This window comes from Paraburkholderia sp. BL6669N2, assembly GCF_003387275.1.
GTDB lineage: Bacteria > Pseudomonadota > Gammaproteobacteria > Burkholderiales > Burkholderiaceae > Paraburkholderia.
In genome coordinates, this window is the sequence record NZ_QUNA01000002.1 from 459,799 (window position 1) to 478,519 (window position 18,721).

The 18,721-nt window shown below is 62.0% G+C and carries 16 protein-coding genes and 1 pseudogene; 3 read left to right on the forward strand and 14 right to left on the reverse strand.

Going from position 1 to position 18,721, the window contains the following annotated elements:
- Positions 1–268: 268 nt before the first annotated feature.
- Positions 269–1,459: a D-alanyl-D-alanine carboxypeptidase family protein gene (locus B0G80_RS24655; RefSeq protein WP_116120383.1), complete on the forward strand. Its 1,191-nt coding sequence runs from the start codon at positions 269–271 to the stop codon at positions 1,457–1,459.
- Between the two features lie 102 nt (positions 1,460–1,561).
- Here the strand turns inward: B0G80_RS24655 and moaD are convergent, their stop codons facing one another.
- From moaD to B0G80_RS24685, 7 genes and pseudogenes are all read right to left on the reverse strand, one after another.
- The gene (moaD, locus tag B0G80_RS24660) at positions 1,562–1,819 is read right to left on the reverse strand and encodes a molybdopterin converting factor subunit 1 (protein WP_116120385.1); all 258 of its coding nucleotides are present in this window, start codon (positions 1,817–1,819) and stop codon (positions 1,562–1,564) included.
- Positions 1,816–2,109 (reverse strand): molybdenum cofactor biosynthesis protein MoaE, encoded by a 294-nt coding sequence (locus B0G80_RS48190; protein ID WP_116120387.1) that lies wholly within the window; start codon positions 2,107–2,109, stop codon positions 1,816–1,818. The genes moaD and B0G80_RS48190 overlap by 4 nt, the downstream gene beginning before the upstream one ends.
- Positions 2,110–2,201: 92 nt before the next feature.
- Positions 2,202–2,495, reverse strand: coding sequence for a hypothetical protein (locus B0G80_RS24670; RefSeq protein WP_258879018.1), 294 nt, complete (start codon positions 2,493–2,495; stop codon positions 2,202–2,204).
- A gap of 19 nt (positions 2,496–2,514) precedes the next feature.
- Positions 2,515–2,619: pseudogene (locus B0G80_RS48195) on the reverse strand (hypothetical protein); the annotation flags it as partial.
- Between the two features lie 345 nt (positions 2,620–2,964).
- Positions 2,965–3,951 carry a cytochrome d ubiquinol oxidase subunit II gene (locus B0G80_RS24675; protein ID WP_116120391.1) on the reverse strand — a complete coding sequence of 329 codons (987 nt, stop codon included), beginning with the start codon at positions 3,949–3,951 and terminating at the stop codon, positions 2,965–2,967.
- A 45-nt stretch (positions 3,952–3,996) separates the two neighbouring features.
- Entirely contained in the window at positions 3,997–5,391 is a 1,395-nt protein-coding gene (locus tag B0G80_RS24680; protein WP_116123701.1) for a cytochrome ubiquinol oxidase subunit I, read from the reverse strand.
- A 58-nt stretch (positions 5,392–5,449) separates the two neighbouring features.
- On the reverse strand, positions 5,450–7,777 hold the full coding sequence (locus B0G80_RS24685) for an FdhF/YdeP family oxidoreductase (RefSeq protein WP_116120393.1): 2,328 nt from the start codon (positions 7,775–7,777) through the stop codon (positions 5,450–5,452).
- A gap of 197 nt (positions 7,778–7,974) precedes the next feature.
- On the opposite strand from B0G80_RS24685, the gene B0G80_RS24690 reads away from it, so the two are divergent.
- A complete protein-coding gene (locus tag B0G80_RS24690; RefSeq protein WP_116120395.1) occupies positions 7,975–9,399 on the forward strand; it encodes a PLP-dependent aminotransferase family protein in 1,425 nt (474 codons plus the stop codon).
- Positions 9,400–9,595: 196 nt separating this feature from the next.
- Here the strand turns inward: B0G80_RS24690 and B0G80_RS24695 are convergent, their stop codons facing one another.
- The 7 genes from B0G80_RS24695 to B0G80_RS24730 form a co-directional block, all read right to left on the reverse strand.
- A complete protein-coding gene (locus B0G80_RS24695) occupies positions 9,596–10,516 on the reverse strand; it encodes a bestrophin family protein (protein WP_116120397.1) in 921 nt (306 codons plus the stop codon).
- A 284-nt stretch (positions 10,517–10,800) separates the two neighbouring features.
- Complete coding sequence (locus tag B0G80_RS24700) at positions 10,801–11,766, reverse strand: sterol desaturase family protein (RefSeq protein WP_116120398.1); 966 nt, start codon at positions 11,764–11,766, stop codon at positions 10,801–10,803.
- 8 nt (positions 11,767–11,774) lie between these two features.
- The gene (locus B0G80_RS24705; RefSeq protein ID WP_116123702.1) at positions 11,775–12,791 is read right to left on the reverse strand and encodes a YncE family protein; all 1,017 of its coding nucleotides are present in this window, start codon (positions 12,789–12,791) and stop codon (positions 11,775–11,777) included.
- Positions 12,792–12,865: 74 nt separating this feature from the next.
- Positions 12,866–12,973, reverse strand: coding sequence for a rubredoxin (locus B0G80_RS24710; protein ID WP_116123703.1), 108 nt, complete (start codon positions 12,971–12,973; stop codon positions 12,866–12,868).
- A 27-nt stretch (positions 12,974–13,000) separates the two neighbouring features.
- Positions 13,001–13,210: a hypothetical protein gene (locus tag B0G80_RS24715; protein ID WP_116120400.1), complete on the reverse strand. Its 210-nt coding sequence runs from the start codon at positions 13,208–13,210 to the stop codon at positions 13,001–13,003.
- A gap of 729 nt (positions 13,211–13,939) precedes the next feature.
- Positions 13,940–14,866, reverse strand: coding sequence for a LysR family transcriptional regulator (locus tag B0G80_RS24725; RefSeq protein WP_116120402.1), 927 nt, complete (start codon positions 14,864–14,866; stop codon positions 13,940–13,942).
- Positions 14,867–15,133: 267 nt separating this feature from the next.
- Positions 15,134–17,242: an FUSC family protein gene (locus B0G80_RS24730; protein WP_116120404.1), complete on the reverse strand. Its 2,109-nt coding sequence runs from the start codon at positions 17,240–17,242 to the stop codon at positions 15,134–15,136.
- Between the two features lie 321 nt (positions 17,243–17,563).
- Here B0G80_RS24730 and B0G80_RS24735 point away from each other — a divergent pair, with 321 nt between their 5' ends.
- Positions 17,564–18,508, forward strand: coding sequence for a cupin (locus tag B0G80_RS24735; RefSeq protein ID WP_116120406.1), 945 nt, complete (start codon positions 17,564–17,566; stop codon positions 18,506–18,508).
- Positions 18,509–18,721 lie beyond the last annotated feature (213 nt).

Genomic DNA, 18,721 nt, shown 5'->3' on the forward strand with positions numbered 1-18,721 from the left:
GGCGCGTGGATTGGGGACCGCTATACCGGTTGCGCAAAGCAGATTTTCGAAGATGGTGAGTTGCCGCGAGGTGGCGTCTGTGCGTCAGGGCGGTGCCCAGCGCGCAAAACAGTATTCTGGAAACGGGACTTCCGGGGCGCACGGGCTGCCCTTTACCGTACTTATCGCGCAAACGGCCGGATGAAGACGGATGCGCACCGCTCGGTTGCGTGCGCGCGTTGCTACTGCCTTACCACTTTCCAGCAACACTGAACGTCACAAGGAGCGTATGACTCTGTGCAAGCCCCTTCGTAAGAGATATGTCTTCCTCGCGTCGCTTTTCTCGATCGCGCTGCTTTCGAGTCGCGTATCGGCCCAGACCGCACCGCCCGCGGTCAACGCGCGCGCCTGGGTCTTAATGGACTCGTCGAGCAATCAGATCCTCGCCTCGCAGAACGCCGAGGCGCGCATGGAGCCAGCGTCGCTCACGAAAATCATGACGGCGTATCTGGTCTTTCAGGCGCTGCAGGACAATAAAATCCGCATGGACGAAACGGTGTTGCCCAGCGATGCCGTCCGCTCGGTCGGCAAGGACGAATCGAGGATGTTCATCGAGGCGAACAAGCCGGTGTCCGTGCACGACCTGCTCTACGGGTTGATTGTAGAGTCCGGCAACGATGCCGCGATTGCACTGGCGGAAGTCGTGGGCGGCACGCAATCGCATTTCGTCGACATGATGAATGCCGAGGCCCAGGCGATAGGGATGAGCCACACGCACTTTGCGGACGTCAACGGCATGCCTGAACCGAATCACTACACGACGGCAGGCGATCTGGCGATTCTCGCGATGCGTCTGATTCACGATTTCCCACAGGACTATCCAATCTTTTCGGTCAGGACGTTCAGCTACGACAACATCCGGCAGCTAAACCGTAATCGCCTGCTCTGGCTCGATCCGACTGTTGACGGCCTCAAGACCGGACATACCGACGCCGCCGGGTATTGCCTGATCGCCAGCGCTCTGCGGCCCGTACGCGGCGCCCCCGGCATAACGCGGCGTGTTATCAGTGTCGTGATGGGCGACCCGACGGGATCCGACCGTGTGCGCGACAGCCTGAGAATGCTCGACTTCGGCTACGGTGCGTTCGAGGAAGTCGCGTTCTACAAGGCCGGTCAGGCGGTCGAGACGTCCCGCCTCTACGAGGGCACGGCATTGAGCGTCAGGGTGGGCGTGGCGAATGACCTGATGCTGACCGTGCCCGCCGGACAGGATCGCGGCGTCAAGCCGAAGGTCTCAATCATGTCACCGCTCGTCGCGCCGCTCGCCGCAGACCAGAAGGTGGGGAAGGTCGAGCTCGTCTCAACAGACGGCCGGGTTCTCGCACAGGCGCCTCTTGTCGCGCTCGACGCAGTACCGCAGGCCGGACTCCTTGCGCGAGCGTGGGACTTTATGCTGCTGCACCTCGATCGGCCCGGCTGACGGGATCGGGGGCCCGGCTCGAGGCGTCCTCCGCCAGCATGCCGGGCGACGGCGTCCGTGCGCGGATGCGCGCCGGGGTGCGCCCTGCGTTGGCCGTCCCGGTCAGCCGCCGGTGACAGGTGGGAAAAACGCGACTTCGCTGTCCTGGCGCATGACGAACGTGCCAGCCACCAACTCCTGGTTGACCGCTGTGCGCACCGGGAGGCCCTCGCTCAGAGCGTCGGCCATCCGCGCGTTGCGCGAGGCGAGTCTCGCCCGTAGGGCGTCCACCGTCAGATGCGGCGCGTCGATATCGACGGTTTCGTGCTCGATGCCAATTTGTTCGCGAATGCTCGCGAAATACTTGATGATGAGTTTCATCCTTGCATTCCTGTTGCGTGGGCGGTGGGGCAAGGCGAAGTCAGCCCCTTCGCATCATGGCCTGCTCGTCGCGCGTTTTGGTTTCGACCCACTCGGCAGAGCCGTCGCGGCGGACCTCTTTCCTCCAGAGCGGCGTATGCATTCCGAAAGTCCATCGCGAACTGGCACACCTTGAACGCGACCGCACGATGCGGCACGGCCACGATCGCGACGGCATGGCGGAGCGCGACGCGGCTGATCCGGTGGACGACCTTCACCGCATCGCACCTCGACGTGGCTGAGACCTGCATCGCGAAGGGCGCGGGAGCGTGTCGAGAACGGGCGTCATGGCCAATCTACGCTGGTGTACGGCCGCGTCGGCGATGTGGGGCGGCGATTGCGTTCACGATCTCTTCGAGAGTCCGTAGCTGGTGACAAGGGTAGGGCATCGTGCTTCACTGCACTGGCCTCCAAAGCCGGACGATGCCCGCGAATGAGCGCGCGAGGCGGCCGGCTTGCCGGGCTTCATGCGCACGCCGCGCAGAACGAAGGGAGCTCCGAGCGACGTCAACGCGCCGCCCGTCGTCACGATCAGGTCGGACTGCGCAAGCAATGCGCGCAGGGTCGCGTGGATCGGACGTCCGTCGTCGCCCGCAATCAGGATGCCCCCGCGCAACGTCGCGAAGACATCGAGCATGTCGATGCCCCTGTTCGGCCGCGACGCCGATATGCGCCGGCTCGATGCGTAATCCGGCCGATAGCAGCGGTTGTCCCGCGCGCACTTCTTCGCCGCGCCGGCGAATGGGCGCGCCAGCTAGCACCGGCGCGTCTCATGTTGCGGTTTCATCGGCCTCGCGGGCATGCTCCTGCATCGCAACTTGTCGGCCGCGAGCGGCACCAGGTGACCCGTGAAGACGCGTGTGGCAGCGCTGGACGTCGTCGAAGCTGTGAGTGTCAGGCATCGCTTGAGTGGTCGATGGAGGGAGCGCGAGTCTCCTCGCGGCCGTGGTCCGAGGTGCGCTGGTGGCTTCGTCGAGCGCTTCTGCGGGCACTGGCGCGCCGAAGGGTCGCTTGCCGGTGACGCTTCGCACGCGGCGACACTAAGAAAAATGCCGTGCGCACGGTGTCCCGCGCGCAAGGCGTTGTTGACGTAGCGCGGTGGCCGCCTAGTGCTTGACCGGCACCAACTTGCCGCGGAACAGATGGTATTGGTAAAGATTGTAGCCGACCATGATCGGGAAGACGGTGCCGATGCCGAAGAGCATGAAAGTGAGCGTCGCGCTATCCGAGGCGGCGGCGGCAACGGTCATCTGGCCCGGCACGATGTACGGGAACAGGCTGATGGCGAGCCCCGCGAACGAGATCACGAAGAGCAGCGTCGCCCCCACGAACGGGCCGTGTTCGCCACGCATGTGGATCGCGTAAAGCACATACAGGAACGCCAGCGCAGCGAGCACCGCAAGCGCGATCAGTAGATGGAAGACGCCCTGTTCCTGCCAGCGCGTCACGCCGACCGGGCTCAGCTTCAGCGTCGCGAACGAAACCACGAGGGCGGCGGCCACGGTCGTGAAGACGGAAACGATGGCGTAGCGGCGCGCCGAGCTCTCGAGTCCGCCCGTGGTCTTCTTCACGAGCCAGGTCGCGCCGAGCAGGCAATAACCGGATACGACGCCGATCGCCGTGACTGCGACGAAGCCGAGGCTCGAGGCGCCCGGCACGAAGCCGGTAAGAATCTTGCCGAGCACGATGCCTTGCGAGACCGCGGCGAACAGGCTGCCGATGCCGAAAACGCGGTCCCACACGATCTTGCTCGAGTGGGCCGAGTGACGGAACTCGATGGCCGCGCCACGCATGATGAAGCTCGCGATCAGCACCATCACGGGGACGTAGAGATCAGAGAGGATCATCGCATAGGCTGCTGGAAAGGCGCCAAAGAGGGCGCCGCCGAGCACGACGAGCCAGGTTTCGTTGGCGTCCCAGACGTGGCCGATGGACTGGACCATGAGGTCGCGGTCGCTCTCGCGGCGCTGCAGCAGCGTGAGCACGCCCACGCCGAGGTCAAAGCCGTCCGTGACGACGTAGAGCACGAGCATCAGGCCGATGAGCCCGAACCATGCGTGATTCAACAGGTCCTGGGTTGATGCGGGGGTCATGATGATTTCCTGTAAGGTCAAAGCGAACTGGGGAGTCGGCGCAGATCAATACTCAACGGCGTGCGCGACGGCCTGGCGTGCGGGCTCGGCCGGCGGCATCAGGTCGAGATCGGGACCTTGACGCAGCCAGCGCCGGGCGAACACGAAGAACGACACGATCAGGATGACGAACAACGCGCAGAACATGATCATGCTGCCCAAAACGGTGCCGGCGGGAATGGCGGAGGCGGCGTGCTCGGTGCGCAGCAGACCGTAGACGAGCCACGGCTGGCGGCCCACCTCGCGCACGATCCACCCGCTTTCGACGGCAATGTACGGCAGTGGGATCGCCAGCACCCAGGCGAGCAGCAGCTTGCGCTGTGCAAGCAGCTTGTCGAGGTGGCGGCCCGACTTGCGCAATGCGTAGAGGGTCCAGAATGCGAGCACCATCAACAGGAAACCGATCCCGACCATGACGCGAAACGCGTAGTAAAGCAGCGGGATCATCGGCGGCTGATTCTGGACGGGAATGTCTTTCAGGCCCGTGACCTGACCGTGCAGGCTGTGCGTGCCGAGAACGCTCAGCAGGCCGGGCACTTCAAGCGACCAGTCGTTGCGTTGTTTGGCGGTATCCGGCCATGCAAGGAGCGACCAGCTCGCACCGGTACCGGGTGCGTTCGTTTCCCAGTGGCCCTCGATCGCGGCGCCCTTGGCTGGCTGCGTTTTGAAGACGTCGACGCCGCTCGAATCGCCGAGCCAGATCTGCACGGGCGCGACGAATACCAGCAGCAGGAGCGCGAGCTTGAACGAGCGGGCAAAGAACGCCGGATTGCGACGCTTGAACAGGTAGTACGCCGAGATGCCGGCGATCACGACGAGGCCCGTTTCGAGTGCGGCGACCCACATGTGCGACGCGCCCCAAGGCATGTCCGGGCTGAAGATCGCCTTGAGGTAGTCGGTGACGACGAGCTTGCCGTCCACCACGGTTACGCCGCTCGGCGTTTGCAGCCACGAGTTCGCGACCATGATCCAGAAAGCGGAAAGGGACGAGCCGAACGCGACCATCGCGGTGGCGAACAGGTGCACGCCCTTGGGCACGCGACCCCATCCGAGCATCATGATGCCGATGAAGCCCGCCTCCAGCATGAACGCCAGGGCCCCCTCGAAGCCGAGGATATTGCCGAAGAACTGGCCTGTGTATTGGGAAAACGGTCCCCAGTTCGTGCCGAACTCGAATTCCAGGGGAATGCCGCTCACGACGCCGACGGCGAAGTTCAGCAGCAGCAGCTTGCTCCAGAACCGCGCGTGGCGGTACCAGACGACGTCGCTCGTCTTGACCCAAAGGATTTCGACGACGAGCAGAAAGGCGGACAGGCTGATCGTGAGGATCGGCCAGAGTATGTGGAAGATCGCGGTCAAGGCGAACTGACCGCGGGCCAGATTCAGGGCTTCGATAGACATGGTGATCACCAGGTGATTAGAGAACAGAAACGCGCGCGACTCGACCCGACAGTGGGAATCAGAACGCAGGCAGCAGGGGCGGCTCGGACGAACGGTGCAGCAACACCGGAATCGACTTCGAGGTCGGGGTGTTGCAGACGTCGCCCACGCTCGACAGCGGGACGAGCGGATTCGTCTCCGGGTAGTACGCCCCGATGCAGCCGCGCGGAATGTCGTATTCGACGAGGCGGAAGTGGTCCGCACGGCGTTCGATGCCGTCGTCCCAGACCGTGGTCATGTCGACCCAGTCGCCGTTCTTCAAACCGAGCATGCCTATGTCGGTCGGATTGATGAAAACGACGCGTCGCTGGCCGAAGACGCCGCGATAGCGATCGTCGAGCGCGTAGACCGTCGTGTTGTACTGGTCGTGGGAGCGCGTGGTCATCAGCGTCATCAGGCGTTCGCCGTGAATCGCCTTTGCACGGGCGATCGGCGTGTCCTGCTGCACGGCGTGCACGACGAAGTTCGCCTTGCCGGTCGAGGTCTTCCAGTCGCGCTCGCGCGCGGCCACGCGCAGATGGAAGCCGCCCGGGTGCTGGATGCGCTCGTTGCACCGGTCAAAGCCCTCGATGGCCTGCTCGATGGCGTCGCGGATCTTCGCGTAGTCGCGGACGTACGCGAGCCAGTCCACCTTCTCGTCGCCGAGCGTGGCGTGCGCGATGTTCGCGACGATTGCCGTTTCGGACATCAGGTTCGGCGAGGCGGGCTTGTTCATGCCATACGATATGTGCACCATGCTCATCGAGTCTTCGACCGTGACCCCCTGAGCGATGCCGTTCTGCACATCTATCTCGGTGCGGCCGAGCGTGGGCAGGATCAGCGCATTGGCACCGTGCACAAGATGGCTGCGGTTGAGCTTGGTCGTGATGTGGACCGTGAGGTCGCAGGAACGCAGGCCGTCGAAGGTGCGACGGGTGTCCGGGGTCGCCATGGCGAAGTTGCCGCCCAGCCCCATGAACACCTTCACTTTGCCTTCGATCATGTGCTCGACCGTCTCGACGACGTCGAGACCATGCTCGCGCGGTGGATCGAAGTCGAACACCTTGCCCAGCCGGTCAAGGAAGGCCTGCGTGGGCTTGTCCTCGATGCCCACGGTCCGGTTGCCCTGCACGTTCGAGTGGCCGCGCACGGGACACAGGCCGGCGCCCTCGCGGCCGATATTGCCGCGCATCATCAGCAGGTTTGAGAGCATGTGCACGGTCTGCACCGAATGCTTGTGCTGCGTAATGCCCATGCCCCAGGTGGCGATCACGCGCTTGCCGTTGGCATAGATGCGCGCGAGACCTTCGACGTCTTCGCGGGCGACGCCGGACTGCGCTTCGAGAAGCGGCCAGCTCTCGCTGCGCAGGTCGTCGGCGAACGCGCTGAAGCCGAGAGTGTGCTGGTTGATGAAGTCGAGATCGAGCACGCGTTCCGTGCTGTTTTCAATCGCCTTGTCGTCGAGCTCGATGAGATGCTTGGCCACGCCCTTGATGAGCGCGAAGTCTCCGCCCAGTTTCGGCTGGATGAACGTCGAGGCGATCTTCGTACTGCTGAAGGTCAGCATTTCGACCGGGTGCTGCGGGCTCGCGAAGCGTTCGAGACCGCGTTCGCGCAACGGATTCACCGATACAATTGTGGCGCCGCGGCGCGACGCTTCACGCAGTTCGCCCAGCATGCGCGGATGGTTCGTGGCCGGGTTTTGCCCGAAGACGATAATGGTGTCCGCCAGTTCGAAGTCGTCGAGCGTGACCGTGCCCTTGCCTACGCCCACCGTCGTCGGCAGGCCGCGGCTGGTTGCTTCGTGGCACATATTCGAGCAGTCGGGGAAGTTGTTCGTGCCGTACATGCGCACGAACAGCTGATAGAGGAACGCGGCCTCGTTGCTCGCGCGTCCCGACGTGTAGAACGCGGCTTCGTCCGGCGAATCCAGCTGGTTGAGATGCCTTGCAATGAGCGCGAAGGCGTCGTCCCAGGCTATGGGCCGGTAGCGGTCCGTGCGGGCGTCGTACACCATCGGGTCGGTGAGCCGGCCATGCTGCTCGAGTTCGTAATCGGTCTGCTTCATGAGCGATTCGACCGTGTTCGCCTCGAAAGTCGCCGGTGTGACGCGCTTGGTCGTGGCTTCGGCCGCGACGGCCTTCACGCCGTTCTCGCAGAATTCGAATGTCGACGCGTGCTGGCGATCGGGCCATGCGCAGCCGGGGCAATCGAAGCCGTCCGGCTGGTTCTGCTTGAACAGGGTACGATAGTTGCTGCCGGCAACGCGCTCCTTGATCAGATTGATGGCGACATACTTCAGTGCGCCCCAGCCGGCGGCGGGGTGGTGATACGCCTCGATTTTGCCTTTTTGCTTTGCCTTGTCCATGCCCTTGGCTCCGTTGACTTCGCGCGGGCCCCGGTCTTTTTTCGACAGAGCCGCATACTGCGATTGATTGGCGTAAGCGTAAAAGCAAAGGCCGCGTTCACGAGTGCACAGAATCCCCCGACTTGCTCGAGTACAGTTCGTCGAGTGGCAGCACAGTCGAAGCGCTGTGCTGCGTGCGGCGTTCAGGGGGAAGGACTGTGAACCTTTATGAAAGGCTCGCCGACGACATCGAAAATCTGATTCGTAAAGGCGTGTATCGGCCCGGCGACCGGGTGCCATCCGTTCGACAGGCGAGCCAGCAGCACCGCATCAGCATCACGACGGTGATTCGCGCGTATCTGCTGCTGGAAAGCCGGGGAATGCTGGAAAGCCGCCCCCAGTCAGGCTACTTTGTGAGCCTGCGCGCGCAAGAAGGCGACCGCTCCGCGCACGGGTTGTGTCCGACACGACCGATTGCAGTGTCTGCTTCCGTCGACGTGAGCCGGCTCGTGCTCTCGACGCTGCGCTCGATCAGTGTCGACCGCGCCGTGCCGCTCGGCTCGCCCTATCCCGATCCCGAGCTCTTTCCGTTCGAGAAGCTCAATCGCTATGCGTGGGCGGTCGGCCGCAACAAGGCGCTGTGGGGAGTGACGAATGGCTTGCCGCCCGGCAGCCCTGACCTCCTGCGGCAAATTGCCCGGCGCTACCTCGAGAACGGCATGACCGTCGATCCGAACGAGATCATCGTGACGGTAGGCGCAACGGAGGCCATCAATCTGTGCCTGCAGGCCGTCGCCAAGGCGGGCGACGTCATTGCGGTCGAATCACCGACCTTCTACGCGATGCTCCACGCCATCGAGCGTTCGGGCATGAAGGCGATCGAGGTGGCGACGCACCCGGAGTACGGCATCGACATCGACGAGCTCGCGCGGATCATCGACTCGCAGCCGATTGCCGCCTGCATGGTGATGCCGAACTTCCAGAATCCCCTCGGTTTTCAGATGCCGGACGAGCGCAAGCGCGCGCTCGTGGAACTGCTTGCCGGCGCGGACGTTCCGATCATTGAAAACGGCGTCTGCAACGAGCTGTACTTCGGCAAATCGCATCCGAGCACGCTGAAGTCGTTTGACAAAAAAGGAACGGTGCTGCACTGCGCGTCATTTTCGAAGAGTCTCACGGCGGCTTACCGCATCGGCTGGGCGCTGCCCGGCCGCTATCGCGATCAGGTAGAGAAGCTGAAATTCCTGAACACGCTGACTACCCCGGTCATTCCACAACTGGCGATTGCGGAATATCTCGAGCGCGACGGCTATGAGCATCACTTGCGGCGCGTGCGCAGGAACTACGCGCAGCAGGCCAGTCTGATGAGAGCGATGGTCACGCGCTTCTTTCCTGCCGGCACGCGCATATCGAGCCCGGCGGGAGGCTACGTGCTGTGGGTCGAGCTACCTTCGAAGGTCGACTCGATGATGCTCTACAAGCTTTTGCTCGAAAAGCGCATCACGATCGGCCCCGGCTACATGTTCTCGGTATCGGACAGCTACCGGAATTTCATCCGCCTCAACTACAGCAGCCCGTGGTCGACCGAAATCGAGCAGGCTGTCATTACGGTCGGCAAGCTGGCGACGGCGTGCGCGCGCTGAAGCAGGCTGCCAGGCACGCTAAGGTCTCTGAAAGCGGCGAGTCTCGTCGGCTTTATCATCGCACCGGAGAAAAGGGGAGCGGGTTCGCCACACCGACCGGGCGGACATGCCCAATCGTTCGAAGCACACCACGGCGCGTGGCACGCTGGTTTCGCCATCAAAGGGCTAGACATGAGATGTTCTCCGGATCTGGACGTTAGCTAAGCTCGTAGCACGGGCCGGGCTGGATCGCGGGCGGCACTTCCTCGTCGGTCAGTTCGAGCACGGCGCGTTCGATGTTGCGCGTCATGGCATCGAGTGCCAGGCTGTTCGGCGCGAGGCCGAAGGGGTCCGCGATTTCGCTCGCGATGGCTTCCAGCGCGAGCAAGGTGTAGGACACGAATACGCAGATGAGCGGCGTCGCAAAGCCAATTGAGTCGATGAGACCGAAGGGGAGCAGGGCACAGTAGGCGTAGACGGTTCGATGGAGCAGAACGCCGTAGGCGAAGGGAATCGGGGTTGCGTGGATCCGCTCGCATCCGCCGACGGCCGCGCCGAGTTCGTCGAGCGGCCTGTCGAGCATCCAGAGGTGCATGTCGGCCAGCACGCCCGCGCGATTGAGCGCGGCGAGACGCTTACGCGCTTCGTCGAGCAGCAGCATCGGCGTGAAGAGGCGGCCGCGAAGCTCCGCGGCCTGTGCGGTGCCGAGCAGCTTCGCAAGGTCGGCCGACGGGTCCGAGTGACGGAGTTGATGCTTGAGCGCATAGGCGAATGCGATCAAGAGGCGAACGAAAGCGGCGTTGTCGAACAGGGCGCTGTCGCCGGGCAGGTAGCGGCGGACCTGCGAGGTGAGCGTACGCGCGGCGATGAGCACGTTGCCCCAAAGGCGGCGTGCTTCCCAATAGCGCTCATAGCTGGCGCTGTTGCGAAACGCTAGAAAGATCGTCAACGCGACGCCGCACAGCGTGAAGGGCGTCGTATTCAACGGAACCTTTTCGCCGAAGATCCGGCCGTGCGTGCACATGGCCAGCACGCTCACGAGTGTCATCAGCGCCAGTTGGGGAAGGATTGCCTTAAGGACAGATCCGTGCCACACAAAGAGCATGCGAAACCAGTTGGGCGCCGGGCGGACGATCATGACGGAGATAACGTGTGGGCAGTCAAAAGGGGCGTTCACTCTCTGTGAGAGCGTGAGTCACGGTGCAGGACGCGTTTGCCTGCTGCTCGCGGGTGCATAGCAGGAGATTAAATGCGATCGGCTGCAGGCTTGAGATACATTTTGGCGGCTTCGTCAGGGGTACAGTTCCGATAGTTGTATGTGCCTCCAGAGGCATCCTGGCAATCGTCAGCGGTTCTTCAGCCTGGCGCTATTGGTATCGTTTTTTCCATGGCAACACCTTATACGAGTGAAGGTGTTGCATTTCAACTTTGAGAACGCGCAGCCTTTGCCGCTTGTCGCCATTCTTCAAGGAAAAACTGGAAGCCGCCCAGTTGCTGCGCGAGGTAGCCGCCCGTGGCCATCGATTCCGGTGCGCGACGATCTCCGGTAGGTGGGTACTCGTCAGAAAAATTGGCTGTACGAAACACGATGTCCCAGATCGGAAACACAGCGCCGTAATTGCAGGAGTTTCGCCCCGCCGCCCGCAGGCCGTGATGCAGCCTGTGAAAGCGCGGCGAGACGATCAACCGGTCGCCGAGCCAGCCGAACGAAAGCTTGATATTCGCATGGCTCAGGCTTTCGATGAAGCGCATGATCAGGAACAGCAGCGGAAATTGCAGCGGGGGAATGCCGATCGCTAAACCAACGGCGCCGAACCACACGCCGGCGACCAGTTCATCGAGCACATGGTTGCGGTCATCCGACCAGAAACTCATCTGCCGCTGCGCATGGTGCAATGCATGAAGTGCGTAAGCGCTGCGCGATGAATGGGACAGGCGGTGACGCCAATAGTCGGTACAGTCGAGTATCAACGCATACGCAATGAAGGTGATGACCGGATGCCCGAGAAGCGGCGGTATAAGCGTCTCGAGCGTCGGCGGTATGTAGCCGTGCGCGATCACAAAACCGTACACCCATACCTGTACCTGGTAAAACAGCAGGAAACTAAAGACAGGCAATACGCCGACCCGGTTGAAAATCGTATAGAACGCGTCGATCAGCACGGCTTTCCGGTTTTCCCAGCGCTCGATCGGAAAGAACACTTCGAGCGGCCAGCACACAGCGTACGTGACGATCACCGCGAACAGGCCGTAGACGCCGACAAGCGCCCAGTCGAACGACAACTCCTCCCACTCCATCCAGCCGAAGTGATACAGCACCGGCAGAATGAGATGCGTGTCGATTTCACCAGCCAGCATACTGAACCACCTGTCGAGAAATACAAGCATGATGCGCCCTACAAGTTTTCAGCTGTAACGAAACCAGGCCGGCTCATTTGAGTGCTGAGAAAGATGCCGTGCGGCGAGCGCCCCACGTCGATGGTTTCGTAGTTGCCACTGGCCGGATCGAGCACGGCGACCTGTTCACGGAAACGCAGCGTGACCCATAGTTTGCCGTCGGGTGCAACGCTGATGTCGTCTGGCCCCCCAGCGTGAAGCGGATACGTGCGAAGCAGCTCAAGCGTGGCGGCGTCGAGCGCCGCCAGCGAGCCTCCGACACGGTTCGTGACGTAAAGCGTCCTGCGGTCCGGCGTGAGGAAGACATTGTGTGGACCGACACCGGTTTTGACCCGCCGCAACACGTCACCCGTTACTGGGTCGACTTCCGCCACATGGTCGCTGCCCATCACGCAGACCAGCACCTTGCCGTTGTGCCAAAGCACGCCAGCGGGCGTTGAGCCGAGTTCCGACTTCCAGCGGATCGTCATGTTCGTCAGGTCGAACGACACGAGCGTGCCAGACTCCTGCATCGAATTGAAGCTCCACCGCGAGTCCGGCGAGAAGCCCAGATGGCTTGGCATCTCGCCGGGCGAGAAGCGCTTGACCAGCGTCAGGTCATCGGACCGGTACACGTCGACGTAGTTGATCCGCAGTGCGTTGATGACGAGGTAACGTTGATCGGGTGTAAAGCCGAGCTGATAGGGGTCGGCAATGACCTTGTGGCCAAGCGACGTGCCGTTGCGCGGGTCGACTATGAACAGCGCATTGCCGCTGGCGTCGGCGATATAGAGCTTGCTTCTGTCCGGTGAAAGGGCCCAGTGGCTGGGCTCACGCATTGTCGGCAAGGTTCGGACGACTCTGTGCGACGCCATGTCGATGACCGAGACGCTTGCTTCGCCGGAGTTCATCACAATCGCGATAGAGGGGGAGGCCGCATTGGCGAGGCTCGAACGAAGGGCCAGAAATGGCGACAGGCCGAGGCCCAGCGGAACGGCGAGGCCACCGCCAAGCAGCGCGCGACGTGAAAGCTTCATGGAATCGGCCATTTCGGAATTAGATTGCGCAATGATGCTCAAAGCTCAACGAGTACAAAGTCTTCCTTTCCGACTCACAGGGGACAACGCCAATCTCCGGGAATGTCTGCGAGCCGCCTGCAAGGCGCTATTCCGTGTTCGGGCGAACCCGCCGCTTCGTCGTATATCCAAACGCAGACGATGCATAAAGAGGCGACAACGGAGCCGCTTCAGTTCTTTCTTCCGAAGCAAGCCTCCGCGGCTTCAGTCGGCGACAGGCCGGCGTGGTAGTAACCCTGGAGACGCTTTATGACCTTCTCATCGGGCTGATACGCCGGCCGTACAAAATTCGCCGCGATGGCCTTGTCGTACCAAGCGCAGGTCCATACCTGTAACTCTCGAAGGTGTTCGACAGTTAGATGTTCAGATTCATCGAGCATTCTTAACTCCTCTCACTCCAGACTTGCTCGGCGTTGGATGGCCCGCAGATTCCTGGACCGCAGTGCACTGCGGGGAAACGCTCATCGCCGGACGCGTGGCCTCAGGTGGGAACACGTGCCACGTACCGTCCTCGTGGCGGAAGAAAAATATTGCAAGCGAAGCGGCCGGTCGCGAGGCCTCGACACACGCATAACGTCCGCGGCTCGGGGGCGTGCGATTGCTGAATCGGGTTAAACGAACCGGACTCGCCGGAGTCGGTCCGAACCATTTTTCGATCAACGAACGCAACGAATACTCGGTCGTATCCATCAGCCTCCCCCTCAAACTTGTTTCCGGCAATCCTGCCGGGCTCAGTCGAATTCGCCATCGAGCAGCTCGCGCCATGGAATACTCGGTCATTTCGTACCACCGGACACCATTGCACGCACGTAACTCGCCCGGTCTCGGGGAGCGGGCGAAACAGCGGTGCTGCGTACTCACTTGCAGACTAGCTGCCGCAAGCATGGTGCGGAAGGACCTAATCGGGAATTCTGCTTTGCGCAGAGGGGCATGCGGCAGTAGTGGCGCATGCGCATCTGGCGATGCGTGCGCCGGGCATCGGGAGTCGCGTTTGTCCGGGCCTCACTGTGCTTGCCCTGGATCGTTGGAGTGTCGCGGCGGTCATGCTGCTCGCGGAGATTGACCTGGGGGCGGAGCCTGTCAACCCGCATGGGTCACCGCCGGGCCGTTCAGCTTTCCCAGTAGCCTTCCTGACCGAATATCGCTGCGTAGAAGTCGAGAAACGCCCGTACCTTTGATGACACAGTCTTTTTGGGGGGATAAACGCCCCATACCGCAGGCGCCGCGCGCGTAGGTTGCGCTTCCCACTCAGGAAGGATCTGCACCAGCTTGCCTTTCCGGAAAGCGGGGCCGATGGCCCAGGTGGGTAGCAGGGCTATGCCGCGGCCGGCAATGGCGAGATCCAGTACCGCTTCGGTATCGTTGACACGCAAGCGGCTCTGGAGTCGTACAGATACTTCTTGAGGAACCGTGCGATGCGTGCGGTTGACGAAATACCATGTGTCGTCTGTCGACAGGGGCATGCGTAGCGTCGTGTGGCTTGCAAGTTCCTCCGGAGACGCTGGGGTGCCGTGCTGTGCCAGATAGGCCGGGCTCGAACATACAATCCTTCGATGTACTGCCAGTTGCCGCGCCATCAACTGCGAATCCGGCAGAACACCAATTCTGATGGCGAGATCGATGCCCGAATCAATGATGTTCAGGACGTCGTCGGTGACGACCGCATCGATATCGATTTTGGGGTAGCGATCCATGAAATCCGGCAGATGGCGTATCACATGTCTGCGCCCAAATGATGTCGGCATCGTAACGCGCAGGAGCCCGCGCGGGGACGTATTGAGTGATGCTGTGATTTCGCGTGCTTCGTCCAGGCTCTTGATGACGATGAGCGCGTGTTCCCTGAAGACCCGTCCCCCTTCGGTGGTCACCAGGCCTCGCGTCGATCGATTGAAAAGCGCGATTCCCAGATCCCGTTCCAGTTCGTTGATATAGCGCGAAACGGTAGACGTCTTAATCCCAACTTTATCTGCCGCCTTGCTGAAACTTCCGAGCTCCGCCGCATGAAGAAAAGCGCGTATTGCAGAGAAGTAGTCCATGGTCCGCTTCCGGGATAGCTAGTCGAGGTTGTTGCCCAATGCCTGCCGCACTCTCGAGCCATGCATGCAGCTCGGGCAATCGCCTGGGGGGCTGAATATTCTACTGTACCGGGCGTGAGCTGATGGTACGAATGGCAACGCGCTCTGAACACATGGACGCGGGTTGCCTGTTTTGAGCTCCACGCAAGGTTTAAGTCGCGAGCTGCAACGGGAATGACAGGGCCTGGCACCCTTGTCGGAGAAGCAACCGAAGGACTGATGTATCCGCTAGGTTGCCGGCTCGCCTTCGCGCTCTTTCACGACGATGGTGCGCCGCAGCGTCCACAGTTCCATTAACTGGCGCAGCAATTCATACTCGATGGGACGCAGCCGAATGTCACGTGGAATACCTGGTGGCGCGTCGGTGCTCGTGTGTGCCTGTGCGTGGATCTTGTCGATAGCGGTGCAGACAACATCGCGGAACGGCGCACTTCCTCCCGCCGGAATTGGCGAGTCCCGGACAACGGCTGCCGTTCCCAAAATCCGCCGCAGCAGCGAGAGCGTCGCAACGGTCTTGCGTCGCTGAGGCGTGCGGCTTGGCCAACTGCGCCGATAAATCTCCTCGGCGTGCGTGCTTGCGAGGCCCGCGGCGCGCCGTAGCGACTCGATCTCACCGTCGCATCGATGCGAAATTCCTGCCGCAGCGGCCAGATACGCGAGGTTGGTTTCGACCGCGCGCTCAACGGCGTCGCCGAGACTTTCGCCACCTTTCGCTGACCAGACGATCCAGGTAGCTAGCACTGCGGCCAGACAGCCGAGCAGGTTGTTTCCGAGTCGGTCGAGTGCGTACATGAACTCGTTCGCCGGCTTGGCGAAATCGGCGACCAGCACGAACGACGGGGTAAGGAACACGACATACAAGCTATAGCTGACGCGCCGTAGTCCCATCGTAAGGCACACCAGCGGGAAGACGACCAACGAGATCGCGAGTGGGCTGTGAATAATTAGCCCGATTACCGCGGCGAGCGCGGCGCCAGCCGCACTTCCGGCCGCGCGTTCCAGGCTTCTGGACAGCGTCGTGCCGCTAGCGGGTTGCAGCACGAACAGTGTCGCCATGGTTGCCCAATAACCAAACGGAATGTGAAAGCTTCGCACGACGACGAACGCGGACGTCGTCGCCAGGCAAAGCCGCGCTGCGTGGCGCAGGCCGGGCGAACCAGGCCGCAGGTTCGCCCGCAGCGTTTTGAGCGCGTTGCGAGTGGTGCCGAGCGTCGCGCGCCACCAGTCCTGTTCCGTTGCTGCGGGCGGATAGCGTTGCGCGTTGACTGACAAAAGGCGGATGGAGAGCGAATGATCCATGGCCTGTTCGAGTCGCCGGGCGATTGTTGGCAGGCGCGCGCGCAGTTCATATGGGAACGGCGAAAGCGGCTTTTCAAGGATCAACGCGATGCGGGCAAGCACTTCTGCGAGCATGCCGAGACAGCGTGCGAGCCGTACCGCGCGGTCTCGCCCAAGGCGGCACGGAGCGTTTCCGGGAATCAACGCATTGTCGGCCGCCGTTGAGACGACGATCAGGGTGACGAGGATCTGGTCGGCGTCGTCGAGGGCGAGTTGCAGATCGCCGAACAGCTGGCGTCCTTCTACGCGCGACTGGGGCAAACTGATCAGCGCTTTGCGTGCGGCTTCCAGCGACTGCCGGACCATTGCACGAAATTCGGTCGCGTGCCGCGTCCAATCGGCGCGCGTGGCGGCGGGATCAGTGGCCAGCGAGGCAATATCGCGTGCCGAATCGGACAGACGCTGATACACGAGCCGGACGGCATAACGGCTTGGTCCGAACGGGTGAATGCGCCAGATGCTAAAGCTGAGGACGGTCGCCACGAGGCAACCGCTCAGGTAGATGCCGAGTAGCGGTGCACCGCCGCCGATGCTGTGCATCGGACTATCCACCATGACGATGCAGGTGGTCGCCGTCACGAGCGCGAGCTGGTAGGCGGCGGGCGACCAGATGGAGGCAAGCCCGGCGCAGAACGAGACGGCTAGCACCGCGGCGCAGGCCGCGAATGCGCCCGCGCCTGAGGCAAGCGCTGTCAGGCCGCCACACACGGTGGAGAGCACGGCGAATCCCATCATCGACGCGAAGCGGCGGCGCGACGAACCAGCCGCATCGGCGAGGCACGTCCAGAACGCGCCGATCGCGGCCCAGGAGAACAGAGGGTTATGCAAAATCTGTCCGACGAGCAGCATCGCGGTCGACGCGCTAGCTGCCCGGAGGCCCTCGGACAGGCTCGCTTCCTCGATGGCGAAAGAAACCATCCACGCGGGGCGCTGACGCGCGAGGTTGCGAAAGAAGGCCTGCTTTCGATGCGGCAGGCGACGAAAGATGGAAAAGATCACGCGACGCTCCTCTTCAACTGATGGCGACGCGCATACGTCGTGGCAAATACAAGGCGAGCGTTCCAGATGCCGCGGGTGTCAGGCCTAACGGATGACAACGGCTATGTGTTCTCGGCCAACCGATGCGCGTTTATCGCGAGGTTTCAATTTTGCGGGAATAGCAGGGCCGAAGTTATCCCCTTTTTGCAAAGGTGATTCTTGGTGCGCGCGATTCTAGCCACGAAAATTTGCTCCTATAGTGACATCAACTTGTTGCGCAACGCCCTATCTCACGCGCATAAGTGTGCCGTTCTTCACTAGTCCACTTTCTGGAGGTATTCCATGCTGGACAAAACCCTGGCTTCATTTCTTGACCTCAATGACGAAGTGACGCAAGACGCTCAATACTTCGAATACACTTCGTCGGCCAATCCGATCGGCGCGAAGCTGATTTCGCGAGTTCCGTATCGTTCTTTCCTGACTTCGCTTTACGACAGTGGTCCGACGCGTGTAGTGCCGCTTGACCTGTCTGCTGAACTGCGTTGCGACGGCCCCGCTACCGGTCCTGGGCTGATCGCCAGCTTCGTGCGTATCCTCGCTGGCGAGAAGGTTTCATTGAACCCGAACGCGACTTCGCAGGTTTTTTACGTTCTGGAAGGCTCGGGCGCCGTAGCGCATCCACAGACTTCATTCCAGTTCGCCAAGGGTGATTTTTTTGCGCTTCCCGGTGGCGCGGAAGCGGTGCTGACGGCCGACTCGACCGCGCGGCTCTACTACGTCAACGATGCGCCGTTGCTCGCCTATCTGGGCGTGGACGTCGGGCAAGCGCGCTTTTCGCCGACGCTTTACCCCGCACTCCGCGCGGAAGAGGAACTGCTGAAGGTCGCTGGAGCACCGGGCGCTGGTCAGCGCAGTCGCGTCAGCATTCTGCTTGGCAACGCGAAATTTCCGCAGACTCGCACGGTGACCCACACCATGTGGGCAATGTTTGGCGTTATTGCGCCGAACACGACGCAAAAGCCACACCGCCACCAGTCGATCGCGCTCGACTTCATTTCGGAGTGCAAGCCCGGTTGCTATACGCTTGTCGGAACCGAACTGGATGAGCAGGGCAACATCGTCAACCCGGAGCGCGTCGAATGGGAACCAGGCATGGCTTTCGTCACGCCGCCGGGCTACTGGCACGCACACTTCAATGAGTCGGGGGCAAACGGCTACGTGATCCCAATCCAGGACGCGGGTCTTCAGACGTATCTGCGTTCGCTGGATATCCAGTTCGCACACTGATTGCGCGCCGGGTGCTTTGCTCCGCGTTGCGTGTCTGCGTCTTGACGGAACATGGCGGTCAGAGTTTCGTTGCAACTGACGCAGCGCACGCGGTCTCTGGATTCGAGGTGTCACGGCACGCAATGTGCCGTTCGCAGCACTTGGTCACCGCAAGGCATCCGCAACAACCGACGGCAAGAGGGGGCTAACCAGCCCAAAGTTTGGCGGAGACCA